Below are 14231 nucleotides of genomic sequence, written 5' to 3' on the forward strand. Positions count from 1 at the left end.
GCATCCGACCAGCACCCCACCCACCGGCTAGCAGGATGCCTGAGCAAAAACTTGTTTTGGAGATGCGTGAAATGCAAGAAAGCGCCATTCGCTTCCAGCCGGTACAAAAACTGCGTGAGCTGGTTGCCCGCCGTCAGCCGGGGTATAGCCTGGAGGCCCCGTTCTACAATTCGCAGGAAGTGTTTGATGCCGACATCAAGTACATCTTCCAGCGTCACTGGATTTACGTGGCCGTGTCGTCGGAAATTCCGGAGCCGGGCGACTATGTCACCGTGGAAATCGGCAAGGAACCCATCCTGATCCTGCGTGACGACGACATGCAGATCAAGGCTTTCCACAATGTCTGCCGCCATCGTGGCTCGCGCCTGTGCGCCGATGAAAAAGGTTCGGTGGGCAATCTGGTCTGTCCTTATCACCAGTGGACCTACAACCTGGCCGGCAAGCTGATTTTTGCCGACCACATGCCCGAAGGCTTCGACCTGTCGCATCACAGCCTGAAGCCGGTGCATCTGAAGAATCTGGAAGGCCTGCTGTTTGTCTGTCTGGCCGACGAGCCGCCGGCCGACATCGACGTGATGCTGGAGCAGATGGGCCCTTATATCGCCCCGCACCAGATTGAAAACACCAAGGTGGCCGCCCAGATCGACATCATCGAGGCGGGCAACTGGAAGCTGACGATGGAAAACAACCGTGAGTGCTACCACTGCACCGGCAACCATCCCGAGCTCACCATCTCGCTGTATGCCTACAGCTACGGCTTTGCCCCCAAGGCCGAACTGGCCGCGGGCCTGGCCAACTACGAAAACATCGTCAAGGACAGCCATGCGCGCTGGGAGGCCTGTGGCCTGCCGTCGGCCGAAATCGAAAAGCTGTCCGACGTGTCTGGCTTCCGCACCATGCGCATGCCGCTGGACCGCAAGGGCCAGTCGCAAACCATGGACACCGGCTCGGCCTGCAAGAAGCTGTTGGGCGACATCAAGGACGCCGATTCGGGTGGCCTGTCGTTCTGGACCCAGCCCAACTCCTGGCACCATTTCATGGCCGACCACATCGTTACCTTCACCGTACTGCCGCTGACCCCGGACACCACCCTGGTGCGCACCAAGTGGCTGGTGCACAAGGACGCGGTGGAAGGCGTGGATTACGACGTGGCCAACCTCACCCGCGTGTGGAATGCCACCAACGGCCAGGACCGCCATCTGGTGGAAGAGTCGCAAGTGGGCGTCAACAGCACCGCCTACCGTCCCGGCCCGTATTCGCCCTATACCGAAGAGCTGGTGGAGAAATTCACCAACTGGTATATCGGCCGCCTGGGGGCAGGGCTGGAACAGGGTTGATCCGGTTTTTCGCGCCGTAAAACGTCGTAAACGGCAGGCTGCCTGGCGCGGCCTGCCCCACTCTTAGAACCGTTAACAAAACCGCGTAGAGAACCCGGGCCAAGGCGCGCCGCCGCAGACAGTACATAGCGTACGGCAAGGTGGCGCAACGCTGGAGCGGGGGTTTTGTTATCGGGTCTTACAGCAACAGCCCGCCAACGGGCGATCAGCCAGCTTGCAAAGGAATCGCCATGAGCAGCGTCAACACCCATCCGGATACCCACCCGCAAGCCGCCGACCTGCCCTGGTGGCAGCCGGGCGAAGACAGCACGCTGCAATGCGTGCAGGTGCGTGAGGAAACCCACGACGTCAAAACCTTTGTGTTCCGTGCCGAACCGCCGCGCCGCTTTCATTACCAGCCCGGCCAGTTCATCACGCTGGAGCTGGACATCAACGGTGAAAGCGTCAACCGCTGCTACACCCTGTCTTCCAGCCCCACCCGGCCAGACCGCGTCAGCATTACCGTCAAGCGCATTCCCGGTGGCGTGGTGTCCGGCTGGTTGCATGACACCCTGCGTCCCGGCATGCAGCTGAATGTGCTGGGGCCGTCCGGCGAATTCACCTATGTGCGCCACGCCAGCACGCCCTACCTGTTCTTGTCCGCCGGCAGCGGCATCACGCCGCTGATGTCGATGAGCCGGGCGCTGACCGACCTGGCCAGTGGCGCGGACATCGTGTTTGTCCACAGCGCACGCTCGCCGCGCGACATCATTTTCCGCAAGGAACTGGCCCAGCTTGCCAGCAGCCATGCCACCTTCAGCCAGGCGATTGTCTGTGAAAACCGCCAGGGCGAACCGGAATGGCCGGGCTTTACCGGCCGGCTGGACGCGGCGCGCCTGCTGCACATGGTGCCCGACCTGATGGCACGTCAGGTGTTCTGCTGCGGCCCGGCACCCTATATGGCCTCGGTGCGGCAGATGCTGCAGGACTGCGGCTTTGACATGCAGCACTACCACGAAGAGAGCTTCAATTTTGCCGAACTGGCGGCTGCAGCGCCGGACGCTGCAGTGGATGAAATATCCGCCAGCTGTGAAGGCGGCGGCTTCAATGTGCATTTTGCCAAGATGGGGGATGACCTGTCGGTGGCACCGGGCCAGACCGTGCTGGCCGCTGCGCTGGCCAAGGGCATGCGCCTGCCGGCGTCCTGCACCCGTGGTGTGTGCGGCACCTGCAAGACCAAATTGCTGGAAGGCAAGGTGGACATGCAGCACGAAGGCGGCATCCGCCAGCGCGAGGTGGACCAGGGTTTCTTCCTGCCTTGCTGCAGCAAGCCGCTGAGCGATCTGGTGGTGGACCGCTGATTGTAATCGCTGATTTCCCCTGGGCCTGCCTTCCCCCGGAGCAGGCCTGTCGTGTGGCTCCCTTGATGCCTGTCTGTCCGTTTGGGCACAGGCATTTTTCTTGCTTTATGCCTTTTGGCTAGTGGAATTTGCTGCTGTTATGTCATTGGTGCACTGCATCAGGAAATTCCACTGGAGATGGCGTTTTTTCTCAGCAAAGTATTGCTGTTTTTTTACGACAGGGTCAGAAGGGCAGCTTGTAGCCGCCGGATGGCGCTAAGCAGCTGATTTTGCTGTACAGGGGTGAAGAATTGTCATTTCTCGACCTGATGTCGTTTGCAGGCAGATCAGCGTCGGAATGCGGTTATTTTAAATACCACTAACTCCCTATCGTAATCCTTGATTTACATTAAACATTCTTCGAAATCGTTGGCGGTGGAAGATGTGGCGGTGCTTGCCGGATCAGTCAGCAGATCCGGCGATATTCCGGCACAGCTGGCGGGCAACGGCCATGGGGAATACCACACTGCGGTGGCCCGACGGGCACAGGGTTCTGGTTTTGGTCACCGGTAAAAGCCAGCCAGCAATGGCAGGCAGCAATGTTAAAAGGCCCGGAACAGGCACGAAGTATCCGGGTAGACCATATCCCGGCCGGCAGCAGGACTGCCGTGCCGGACACGATGGCAAACCGACTGGCGTACAAGATTTCAGCACTGCCGGACAGCGGTGAATGAAGCAGGCGCAAGTCAGGCCCAGCGTGTGATCGCTACGAAGGAGAAGAGACAATGCAGTCGGCCAAGATAGTGGTGAAGAACCTCTACAAGGTGTTTGGGGGTAAGTCCTCAGACGTCATGCGCATGCTGAAATCCGGCGCGCACAAGGATGAAATCTTCAAGCAGACCGGCAGTGTGGTCGGCGTGAACGATGTGTCGTTTTCTGTGCAGGAAGGGGAAATCTTCGTGCTGATGGGCCTGTCCGGTTCCGGCAAGTCCACCCTTATCCGCCTGATCAACCGCCTGATGGACCCCACCGACGGCCAGATCATCCTGGATGGCCAGGACATCACCAAGTTCAATTACAAGCAGCTGGTGGAATTGCGCCGCCGCGACATGAGCATGGTGTTCCAGAGCTTTGCCCTGATGCCGCACCGCTCGGTGCTGGACAATGCGGCATTCGGCCTGGAAATTGCCGGGGTGGATCGCAAGACCCGCGAAGCCCGTGGCATGGAAGTGCTGGAGCAAGTCGGCCTGGCGCCGTTTGCCCACAAATACCCGCACGAACTGTCCGGCGGCATGCAGCAGCGTGTCGGCCTGGTGCGTGCGCTGGCGGTCAACCCCTCGCTGATGCTGATGGACGAAGCCTTCTCGGCACTGGACCCGCTCAAGCGTTCCGAAATGCAGGACATCCTGCTCAAACTGCAGCGCGAACAGCGCCGCACCATCTTTTTCGTGTCGCACGATCTGGAAGAGGCCCTGCGCATCGGCACCCGCATTGCCATCATGGAAGGCGGCCGCCTGGTACAGGTGGGCACGCCGCAGGAAATCATCGAAAACCCGGCCGACGACTACGTGCGCAACTTCTTCAAGAGCGTGGATACCTCGCGCTACCTGCAAGCCAAGGACCTGATCGAGGTAAACCATGCCCCGCATGCCGGTCGCCCCGGCCTGCATGTGCCGCCGTCCTGCAGCCTGCCGGATGTGTTGCAGCAACTGCTGGGCCAGACCGAACCCCTGCAGGTACGCGACGATCAGGGCCAGTGCCTGGGCCTGATCACGCCCAGCAGCGTGCTGAGCAAGATTTCCCAGCACCGCCTGCAAAGCACCGCCACCCACTGAACCGTACAACAGGCCTATCGTTCCATCCGCTGGCCGCTGCGCCGGGATGGTGCGTGAGCCGCACCGAAGGAGTACGCCGTCATGGCTGATATCAGCACGCAAGACATGTTGCCGATTGGCGACTGGGTCAACAAGATCATTCATTTCATGCTGGACCACAACGCCGGGGCGTTTGACGCCATCGGCAACACCATCGACTGGTTTGCCACCATGGTGGAATTCCTGTTGCTGGGCATTCCGCCGCTGGTGATGGGCGCGATTTTTGCTTGTATAGGTTTCTGGCGGCTGGGCTGGAAATTTGCCCTGTTCGTCTGTGCCGCACTGGGTTTGATCTGGGCGACCGGCTTCTGGGGACAAACCATCGCCACGCTGGCACTTACCCTGTCGGCCACCTGTGTCAGCCTGCTGCTGGGCGTGCCGGTGGGTATCTGGTGTGCCCGCAACAAGCTGGTGGGCATGCTGGTGCGCCCGGTGCTGGACTTCATGCAAACCATGCCGGCCTTTGTTTACCTGATTCCGGCTGCCATGTTCTTCGGCCTGGGCCGGGTGCCGGGGATTCTGGCCACCGTGGTGTTCGCCGTACCGCCGGCAGTGCGCCTCACCAGCCTGGGCATCCGCATGGTGAACAAGGAGCAAGTGGAAGCCGGCCATGCGTTTGGCTGTACTTCCTGGCAGCTGTTGTTCAAGGTGCAGCTGCCCATCGCGCTGCCTTCCATCATGGCCGGGGTCAACCAGACCATCATGATGGCGCTGTCCATGGTGATCATTGCTTCCATGGTGGGGGCGGGGGGCCTGGGTAACGATGTACTGGCCAGTATCCAGCGTCTGGATGTAGGCCTGGGTTTTGAAAGCGGCCTGGCGGTGGTGTTGCTCGCCATCATCCTGGACCGCATCACCGAGAGTTTTGGCCACACGCCCACCACGCGTGCGGCAGAGCAGGGCAGCTAGACCCTGCCGGTATCAGCAGGCCGGATGGCAACCATCATCCGGCCGATGCAAGACAACACAAAAACCATCCATCACACATCACCTACCGAGGTCACCATGGGTCCGCAACAAATCGCATCGTTGTCGCATATTGGTTTCCTGCTGCTGGACAAGTTTTCCATGATCGCGTTTTCCAACGCCGTGGAACCGCTGCGCATGGCCAATTACCTGTCGCGCAAAAAACTCTACCGCTGGAGCCTGCTGTCGGCTGATGGCCAGCCGGTGGCCGCCAGTAACGGGCTGGAACTCTCTCCCATCACCTCCCCCGAAGCCCCGCAGCAATACGACATGCTGATTGTCTGTGGCGGCTGGCAGGTGCGTGACGCGGTGGACGACAAGGTGTTGTCCGTCATCCGCCGCTTTGCTGCCCAGGGCGTGCCGCTGGGTGCCATCTGTACCGGCACTTTCGCGCTGGCCAAGGCCGGGGTGCTCAATGGCTACCGCTGTGCCATCCACTGGGAAAACCTGCTGTCCATCAGCGAGGAATTCCCCAAAACCAAGTTCACCTCCGACCTGTTCGTGCTGGACCGCGACCGCTTCACCTGTAGTGGCGGCACGGCGCCGCTGGACTTCATGTGTCACCTGATCCGCCACAAGGGCGGCAAGAGCCTGGCGGCGGATGTGTCCGAGCAGTTCATCGTCGACCGCCTGCGCGACAATGGCGACCGGCAGCACATCCCGCTGCTGGCCCGTATCGGCACCGGCCACGAAACGCTGGTGGACGCCGCGCTGTCGATGGAAAGCAATATCGAAAACCCGCGCTCGCTGGAAAACCTGGCGGACGAACTGGGCGTGTCGCTGCGCCATCTGGAGCGGTTGTTCAAGCGGTATCTGAATACCACCCCGGCACAGTACTACCTGGACTTGCGCCTGCGCCGCGCGCGCGAGTTGCTGCTGCAAACCAATATGAGCGTGATGGAAGTCACCGTGGCCTGTGGTTTCCTGTCCTCATCGCATTTTTCCAAGTCCTATCGCGGCCTGTTCGGCTATCCGCCCAGCCGCGAGCGGCAGCAGTATCTGGTTGATTCTGCAGTCATTGCCTGAGTTGCCGGGCGGCAAAACCGGCAGCCGGCCAGTGCTGTTACTCCTTGCAGCACTGGCCTTTTTTCTACGGCGCATTCGCGCAAGTCAGGGTCGTGCTGGCGCAAGTAGCCCTTGCTGCGCATGGCAATCTTGACCCTGTGCAAGACCTTGGTTTTCCACCTGTTCTCCGCAGCCAGCCCATCGTGCTGGCACGGCAATCCTGTCACCGGGTTGATCAAAACATTTATACGGGAGTGGTGTAATGAAAATTCGCAAGCTGATGCTGGGTTCGGTATTGCTGGCTGCCTGTGGCAGTGCGCTGGCCAATGACCCGGCGCAATGCCGCAATGTCCGTTTCGCCGATGTCGGCTGGACCGATATCGCCGCCACCACCGGCATGGCCAGCGTGGTACTGGAAGGCCTGGGCTACAAGCCGTCCACCACCATTGCCTCGGTGCCCATCACCTTTTCCGGCATCAAGAGCAAGCAGATCGACGTGTTCCTGGGTTACTGGAACCCGTCCATGACCCCGGTGATCGAGCCCTTCGTCAAGGCCGGCCAGATCAAGGTACTGGACACCCCCAACCTGGTGGGTGCCAAGTACACGCTGGCAGTGCCGGACTACGTGGCTGCAGGTGGCCTGAAGGATTTCAAGGACATTGCCAAGTTCAAGGACAAGCTGGACGGCAAGATCTACGGCATCGAGCCGGGTAATGACGGCAATCTGCTGATTGACGGCATGATCAAGAAAAACCAGTTCAACCTGGCGGGTTTCAAGATGGTGGAATCCAGTGAGGCCGGCATGCTGGCCGAGGTGGAACGCTCCATCCGCCAGAAAAAGTGGATCGTGTTCCTGGGCTGGGAACCGCACCCGATGAACGTGAAATACAAGATGGCCTACCTGACCGGCGGCGACGATGTATTCGGCCCCAACCTGGGTGAAGCCAAGGTGTTCACCGCCATCAGCCCGGATTACGAAACCCGCTGTCCGAATGTGGGCAAGCTGCTGCATAACCTGCACTTCACCACCACCATCGAAAACCGCGTGATGGGCCCGATCATGGACAAGGTAAAGCCGGAAACCGCCGCGCGTGATTACCTGAAGAAGAACCCGGACATCCTGAAAACCTGGCTGGCCGGTGTCACCACGCTGGATGGCAAGCCGGGCCTGGCTGCAGTGAACAAGGCACTGGGTCACTGATTTAATCGGTAGCGCACCTTTGAAAGCCCCGGCCCCGGCCGGGGCTTTTTGCTGGGGAGGCTGGTGTGCAGCCTATGGCGGCTCCGACCTGTGTTGTTATCAAACAAGCACCGTACCGACGCCACCCATGGGCCCCGTCAAGCATGCCGACGGGTGGACGGGGCGAGGTGTTAAGCGCCTGCCCTGTTTGAGCGATTTGACGTTAGCAAATCGCGAGTTCAGGCGCGCCTCGCTCCGGACGGGACCTGTCGGGCAGCCGCAGGCCATGCTTGCTGGGTGGCCTTTAGGGATGAAAGGGATCTTTGGCCAAGCAAAGATCCCTTTCCCGTCCGCCGCGCGGAAGCGGCATGCAAATCATCATCCGCGCAGCGGATTTCTACCCTACGCCTTCAAACGAAAAACCAGCAGCAAAACCAAATCGTCTGTTTCGCCACACTATCGAGGTACTTTGCTTTTGCTTCGCCTATATAGACCGGAAACATGCTGGACGGGTGTGCGAGAACATCAGTGACACTTCTTGTGTTGATGACTTAAAAAACAACTTGAAAATCAAAGACAAAAACAACTTCGCGGGTCTCGCCCCGCCGTCGAGGTACTTTCTTTTGCTTCGCCAAAAAGAAAGTACCCAAAGAAAAGGCGACCCGCAGCGCGTCGAATTCCCGCCCCAGCCGCACCGCTCAGGGCGCGGCCGGAACTTGCGGCGCGCTAGCGTCGCGCCGCTGCGGACAGCCGACCGCTTAAGACCCTGTGCGGCCCGTCTGCGTCGGCTCGCGCTGACGGGAGCAGGTTTCGTTGGTACGGTCTTGCGATAACGGATCACTGCTTGGTTCGTCACCAATGCAGGTCAAGATTTTCTCCATGACAAAGTGCTAGTATGACTAGTGTCGGCTAGGAGCAGACCATGCACTCATTGCACTATTCAATGAACATCTAGGAAATGCACTATTACACGCAAAGTGAAAGAGTCACTCAACTAATGACTCTCATTGATGCCCTATCGGAATTGATTCCTGTGGTTGCAAATAATCCATTTCATGCTCAACGGCTTGGTGAATATATGGATGCATTGGAGGTGGCGAAATTACTTCTAATCCAAAGATTTAATCAGGATGAGCTATCCGATCTATCTCGCTCAGTTCCTGATCTTTATTTAAGGCACAAGGAATGGACGCCGCCAATGGAGCACGACTCTGCAGGAAATTGGTGTGAACCCACTTGGTTTTCCGATTTGGAAAGTAAGCTGCAACCGGTACTTGATGCCGCCCAGGTACTAAGAATGGTCGGTTTTTACTAGCTAAAGTCAGTAATTGGTCAGAAACGATCATTCCAAATAGTCTGAATGGAACGGCCGACTAACTTCGGAATTAAGTCGTTTGGAGATATTGTTGCGGACTGATATCGGCAAGAAGCTGACAGATTAAATTCTACTTACGACGCTTAATTGTAGGGGCTGTGAATGAAAATGAAAGCAGGTCATCATGTCTCCAGATGGATATAAAGCATACCCGCAAAAAAGCATAAAAATGGGCTGTATTTATCTATTGATCGGCTTGGTAACTCTCTTTGCTAGCTCTTTGTTTGCAATAGCGGGAATCGAGCTATGGGAAAATACAAACCTAACGGAAAACATTTCCATGGGAGGCGTGGTGTTTTTCATATTAACACTTGGAATACTGTGCCTACACAAAAGCTCATGCTATTTTGCAGGAACGACAGATGTGCTGCAAAACACTAAGTCCAGGTCAATTTTCAATCTACTTTTATCTATCGCCCCGATTCTTAGTATGGAAATGATATTTATTGACAACAATCCGATATTTTCAAAAAATCACCCCTGCCTACTGGGGGTGATGTGTGCTTTTGTATTACTTACACCTGTTGTGTTGGCGATTCGCATCTACAAGAAATAAACTTCTCTATCTATTGGTCATTTTCTATAATTTACGGGTGATTGGTTAAATATCTACAATGAATCGTATGTTGCCGCAGGGAAATTTTAACCGCTTACGGCCAATTGTTGAATAACCGTTAGAAAGAATAGTCATGTCCGTTTCAATTGAATGGTTGAAAAAAATCAATCAAGAATTTCGTGATGCAGATATTGAGCCTAAAAAAGGCCATTGGAAGCGCTACGCAGATATTCAATAGAATTTAAGACAAGCGTCATCCTATCATCTTCAATTGCGGCTGAAATTTTCGACTACTTCGAGTCACATTCAAAGCCTGGTGCTCACCATATCGGAAGTCTCTACGAGTCCATTTATTTTTTTGATGCTGATTTTTGGACTGTCTCTATTCCAATTTCTTTTGGAACTGTCCTGCTAGATGCTGTTGAATCTTTGCAGGATATGCCTGAGACGTTGAAGCAGGATCTTATTTTAACCCCTAAGACAGCATGGGACTTTATCTTGTTCTGGGCAGATTGCCTTGACTACGGGATGGGAATTTCTGATCTGTCAAAATGTAACAATCTTGACCCATATGGTTATCAACTTCTAATGGCTGCCGACCAAGAGTTAAGGTCGGCAGTATCTCAGCTTAAGGAAAATAGGCCCGACTCTCGAGTACTGCTGACTTGTCGTATGGCAACTGAAATTTTCCTCAAGGCGTACATTGCCTTGAAAATTGGACTGACAGAAAAAGAGGCAAAAGACTTAAATCACGATCTAAAAAAGACATTTGATCGCTTCCTTGCTACCTCAGGTTACAGTGAATTAGCAAATTTAAGAGATAAGCTGGATATTTTCCCCGCCATTCACGATCGCTACAGCGAATTGTCTTACCCGCTAGCCAGCCTCTGGAATGGTTTTGCGCTTGCTCAGTCGATTGGCGCAGTTATTGTTAGAGAAATGACAGGAAGAAATACGACTGCACAAATACTCTCTTCTAACAATTCCATGCATGGGACCAGCTTCATAAAGCTAGTGCCATCGGATGTCTCACGTTGAACATCCACTTCCCATGCTGCCTACTGGCCGGTTCGGGTCGTAAGCAGAAAACTATTCGATAGCATCTGGAATAGTCTTATCTGCTGAATTCTCCACCGCACCAACGCGCCCATGGGCCCCGTCAAGCATGCCGACGGGTGGCCGGGGCGAGGTTTTAAGCGCCTGCTTTGTTTGAGCGATTTGACGTTAGCAAATCGCGAGTTCAGGTGCGCCTCGCCCCGGTCGGGGCCTGTCGGGCAGCCGCAGGCCATGCTTGTGGGGTGGCCTTGGAGGTGAAGGAGGGCTTGGCCAGGCAAGCCCTCCTTCCCGTCTGCCGCGCGGAAGCGGCAACACAAAACATCATCCGCGTAAGCGGATTCAACCCCCTGACCTGCACCACATGCCAGTGTCTCCGCGCCCCTCTACCCTTGCTGCTGCCAACAACGCTGATTAGCCTTACCCGGTTGCGCCACCAGGCGCAATCAGGTTTGGCGACCTGTATATCTAGTTGGTGAAATTGGAGATCAGCCCCATGACACAAAACTCACCATCAGCCATTCCTCCACCCCTTACCCTGTTCTACCTCGGCAAACCCATCCGCCTGCACATCCACCCCCACACCTGCTGCCTGCACGGCGACGACATCCTTCAACTATTCGGCCCACGCTTGCGCCATCGCCTGCAACACATCCTCCAACAACATCCCTGCTGTAAACACCCATCACACGACAACCCGCCACACTACTGGCCGGAAAACACCCTGCAACAAGCACTGCGCGAATGCAGACGCCCAGCCGCACAACGGCTGCGCCACTGGCTGAACCGCCAAGTCCTCCCCGCGCTGCAGCAACGGCCAAGCGACGCGCCACGCCACGACCAGGCACTGGCCATGGCTGCGGAGGCCGGGCAGCAGATCAGCCATGCGGTATTACGTGCGGTGCTGGAACAGGGACAAGGCTGGCAGCATGGCCATTGGTTGCTGACGCTGCGCTTCACCCCCAACCACGCCAGCCGGCATGCGCATGGCCGACTGGTGGCGCTCGACAGCCAGGCCACGCCTTTGCAGGCTTTGGCCCAGCACATTGCAGCGCCGGATGGTTTGCCCAGCAGCAATGCCGAGCTGCTGCGGCTGGCGGAGGCTTGCCATCAGCTATTGGCCAGACGGATGAACAAACAGGCGTGGCGGGTGGAGGCGGCGGAAAGCTGCGCACCAACGCCAAGGTGTTCTTGATCAGATAAGTACCGCACCGACGCGCCCACCGGCCCCGTCAAGCATGCCGACGGGTGGCCGGGGCGAGGTGTTAAGCGCCTGCCCTGTCTGAGCGATTTGACGTTAGCAAATCGCGAGTTCAGGCGCGCCTCGCACCGGACGGGTCCTGTCGGGTAGCCGCAGGCCATGCTTGTGGGGTGGCCTTGGAGGTGAAGGAGGGCTTGGCCAGGCAAGCCCTCTTTCCCGTCCGCCGCGCGGAAGCGGCATGTAAACCATCATCCGCGTGAGCGGATACAAAGCCTGTTTTGACTTGGTAATGGCAACCCGATTTTCATCCAGCGCCACTGCGTTAAACTTCGCGGGTCTCGCCCCGCCGTCGAGGTACTTTACTTTTGCTTCGCCAAAAGAAAGTACCCAAAGAAAAGGCGACCCGCAGCGCGTCGAATTCCCGCCCCAGCCATCCTGCCCAAGGCGCGGCTGAACTCGCACCGTGCTACCGTCACGGTGCTCAAACATGCAGCCGCTTAAAACCTTGGGCAGCACGTCTGCGTCGGCTCGCGCTGACGGGACTGGGTCAGCTTCGACAGGAGTTGTTAATCAGAAAACCACCGCACCAACGCGCCCACGGGCCCCGTCAAGCATGCCGACGGGTGGCGCTGCTGCGGTTTTAAGCGGCTGGCTGTTTGAGCGATTGGACGTTAGCCAATCGCGAGTTCCAGCCGTGCCGCAGCAGTGTCAGGTCCCGGAGGGCAGCCGCAGGCCATGCTTGCTGGGTGGCCTTTAGGGATGAAAGGGATCTTTGGCCAAGCAAAGATCCCTTTCCCGTCCGCCGCACGGAAGCGGCATGCAAATCATCATCCCCGTGAGCGGATGCAACACCTGTTTTTACTTTGTGGTGGCAACAGCGAGCGCGGAGGCAAATAAGCACTGCACCGACGCCGCTCCATTCCCCATGCCCGCCGGTTCTGTACATAAAACCCCATGATTACACAGGTTTTTTTATCCACCGGGCGAACAGCCCACAGACGTTATCCACCGCAAAGCTGTCGCATTTGTTCAAGTTGCCCACCCGCCGCTCCCTTATCTTGGGGTGGGCCGCCAGCCATGGCTGGCGCAGGCTCCCCCCGGAGCGGGGCGCGCTCCGATGCAGTTGCAGTGAGGAGACAACAATGACGGGTAACCGCGGAGTAGTTTATGTAGGGCCAGGCAAGGTAGAAGTACAGTCCATTCCCTTTCCCGAACTGGTATCCCCCCAGGGCCGCAAGCTGGGCCATGGGGTCATCCTGAAAGTACTCAGCACCAATATCTGTGGCTCGGACCAGCACATGGTACGTGGCCGCACCACCGCGCCTTCCGGCCTGGTGCTGGGGCATGAAATCACCGGCGAGGTGATCGAGCTGGGCAGCGATGTGGAAACCCTGAAAAAGGGCGACATCGTGTCGGTGCCGTTCAATGTGGCGTGCGGCCGTTGCCGCTGTTGCAAGGAACAACATACCGGCGTGTGCCTGTCGGTAAACCCGTCCCGTGCCGGTGGCGCTTATGGCTATGTCGACATGGGCGGCTGGGTGGGCGGGCAGGCGGAATACGTGATGGTGCCTTATGCCGACTTCAACCTGCTGAAATTCCCCGACCGCGATCAGGCCATGGCCAAGATCCGCGATCTCACCTGCCTGTCCGACATCCTGCCCACCGGTTATCACGGTGCCGTTTCCGCCGGGGTTGGCCCCGGCAGTACGGTGTATGTGGCCGGTGCCGGGCCGGTGGGTCTGGCGGCAGCGGCGTCCGCCCGCTTGCTGGGCGCGGCGGTGGTGATCGTGGGGGATGTGAACCCGGCGCGGCTGGTGCATGCGCGGGCGGTGGGCTTTGAAACTGCCGATCTGTCACAGGATGCCACACTGGCCGAGCAGATTGCCGCCATTCTAGGGGTGCCGGAAGTGGATTGCGCGATTGATGCAGTCGGCTTCGAGGCGCGTGGCCACGGCCATGCCGGTTCGCAGCAGGAAGCCCCGGCCACCGTGCTCAATTCGCTGATGGAAGTCACCCGCGAAGCAGGGCGCATCGGCATTCCCGGCCTGTATGTGACTGACGATCCGGGTGCCAAGGACGAAGCGGCACGCAAGGGCAGCCTGTCGGTACGGCTGGGGCTGGGCTGGGCCAAATCCCATGCCTTCTTCACCGGCCAGACTCCGGTGATGAAGTACAACCGCGCGCTGATGCAGGCCATTTTGTGGGACCGCATCAATATTGCCGAAGTGGTGGGCGTTGAGCTGATCACGCTGGATCAGGCCCCGCAGGGCTATGCGGCTTTCGATGGCGGAGCACCGAAGAAATTCGTTATCGACCCGCATCGGCAATTGCTCAGCGCAGCCTGATACTGAGCTCACCATCAAGT

Annotated in this window: 12 protein-coding genes; all 12 read left to right on the top strand. The window is 57.8% G+C overall.

The annotated features are described in order from the left end of the window. Nucleotides 1-71 precede the first annotated feature (71 nt). The 12 genes from DKK66_RS10830 (at nt 72) to fdhA (ending at nt 14211) form a co-directional block, all read left to right on the top strand. Nucleotides 72-1337, top strand: a complete 1266-nt coding sequence (locus DKK66_RS10830) for an SRPBCC family protein (RefSeq protein ID WP_062791470.1) — start codon at nt 72-74, stop codon at nt 1335-1337. A 230-nt stretch (nt 1338-1567) separates the two neighbouring features. Then, nucleotides 1568-2677, top strand: a complete 1110-nt coding sequence (locus DKK66_RS10835; protein ID WP_131357940.1) for a hybrid-cluster NAD(P)-dependent oxidoreductase — start codon at nt 1568-1570, stop codon at nt 2675-2677. Nucleotides 2678-3441: 764 nt separating this feature from the next. Beyond that, the gene (locus DKK66_RS10840; RefSeq protein WP_045847919.1) at nt 3442-4491 is read left to right on the top strand and encodes a glycine betaine/L-proline ABC transporter ATP-binding protein; all 1050 of its coding nucleotides are present in this window, start codon (nt 3442-3444) and stop codon (nt 4489-4491) included. A gap of 81 nt (nt 4492-4572) precedes the next feature. After that, nucleotides 4573-5439, top strand: a complete 867-nt coding sequence (locus tag DKK66_RS10845; protein WP_242673476.1) for a proline/glycine betaine ABC transporter permease — start codon at nt 4573-4575, stop codon at nt 5437-5439. A gap of 96 nt (nt 5440-5535) precedes the next feature. Then, nucleotides 5536-6522, top strand: a complete 987-nt coding sequence (locus DKK66_RS10850) for a GlxA family transcriptional regulator (RefSeq protein WP_045847928.1) — start codon at nt 5536-5538, stop codon at nt 6520-6522. A gap of 241 nt (nt 6523-6763) precedes the next feature. Continuing rightward, the gene (locus tag DKK66_RS10855) at nt 6764-7702 is read left to right on the top strand and encodes a choline ABC transporter substrate-binding protein (protein WP_045847918.1); all 939 of its coding nucleotides are present in this window, start codon (nt 6764-6766) and stop codon (nt 7700-7702) included. 347 nt (nt 7703-8049) lie between these two features. Next, nucleotides 8050-8514: a hypothetical protein gene (locus tag DKK66_RS10860; protein ID WP_131357943.1), complete on the top strand. Its 465-nt coding sequence runs from the start codon at nt 8050-8052 to the stop codon at nt 8512-8514. Between the two features lie 164 nt (nt 8515-8678). Then, entirely contained in the window at nt 8679-8996 is a 318-nt protein-coding gene (locus tag DKK66_RS10865; RefSeq protein WP_131357946.1) for a hypothetical protein, read from the top strand. Between the two features lie 184 nt (nt 8997-9180). Beyond that, nucleotides 9181-9612, top strand: a complete 432-nt coding sequence (locus DKK66_RS10870; RefSeq protein ID WP_131357949.1) for a hypothetical protein — start codon at nt 9181-9183, stop codon at nt 9610-9612. Nucleotides 9613-9822: 210 nt separating this feature from the next. Continuing rightward, a complete protein-coding gene (locus DKK66_RS10875) occupies nt 9823-10650 on the top strand; it encodes a hypothetical protein (protein WP_131357952.1) in 828 nt (275 codons plus the stop codon). Between the two features lie 511 nt (nt 10651-11161). Next, the gene (locus DKK66_RS10880) at nt 11162-11860 is read left to right on the top strand and encodes a hypothetical protein (RefSeq protein WP_131357955.1); all 699 of its coding nucleotides are present in this window, start codon (nt 11162-11164) and stop codon (nt 11858-11860) included. A gap of 1148 nt (nt 11861-13008) precedes the next feature. Then, entirely contained in the window at nt 13009-14211 is a 1203-nt protein-coding gene (fdhA, locus tag DKK66_RS10885) for a formaldehyde dehydrogenase, glutathione-independent (protein WP_131357959.1), read from the top strand. Nucleotides 14212-14231 lie beyond the last annotated feature (20 nt).

This window comes from Aquitalea sp. USM4, assembly GCF_004328945.1.
GTDB classification, from domain to species: domain Bacteria; phylum Pseudomonadota; class Gammaproteobacteria; order Burkholderiales; family Chromobacteriaceae; genus Aquitalea; species Aquitalea pelogenes.

Bases quoted from the DNA above. Each gene is read 5' to 3' on its own strand.
- DKK66_RS10830 (WP_062791470.1), top strand. From the start codon at position 72: ATGCAAGAAAGCGCCATTCGCTTCCAGCCGGTACAAAAACTGCGTGAG.
- DKK66_RS10835 (WP_131357940.1), top strand. From the start codon at position 1,568: ATGAGCAGCGTCAACACCCATCCGGATACCCACCCGCAAGCCGCCGAC.
- DKK66_RS10840 (WP_045847919.1), top strand. From the start codon at position 3,442: ATGCAGTCGGCCAAGATAGTGGTGAAGAACCTCTACAAGGTGTTTGGG.
- DKK66_RS10845 (WP_242673476.1), top strand. From the start codon at position 4,573: ATGGCTGATATCAGCACGCAAGACATGTTGCCGATTGGCGACTGGGTC.
- DKK66_RS10850 (WP_045847928.1), top strand. From the start codon at position 5,536: ATGGGTCCGCAACAAATCGCATCGTTGTCGCATATTGGTTTCCTGCTG.
- DKK66_RS10855 (WP_045847918.1), top strand. From the start codon at position 6,764: ATGAAAATTCGCAAGCTGATGCTGGGTTCGGTATTGCTGGCTGCCTGT.
- DKK66_RS10860 (WP_131357943.1), top strand. From the start codon at position 8,050: ATGCAAATCATCATCCGCGCAGCGGATTTCTACCCTACGCCTTCAAAC.
- DKK66_RS10865 (WP_131357946.1), top strand. From the start codon at position 8,679: ATGACTCTCATTGATGCCCTATCGGAATTGATTCCTGTGGTTGCAAAT.
- DKK66_RS10870 (WP_131357949.1), top strand. From the start codon at position 9,181: ATGTCTCCAGATGGATATAAAGCATACCCGCAAAAAAGCATAAAAATG.
- DKK66_RS10880 (WP_131357955.1), top strand. From the start codon at position 11,162: ATGACACAAAACTCACCATCAGCCATTCCTCCACCCCTTACCCTGTTC.
- fdhA (WP_131357959.1), top strand. From the start codon at position 13,009: ATGACGGGTAACCGCGGAGTAGTTTATGTAGGGCCAGGCAAGGTAGAA.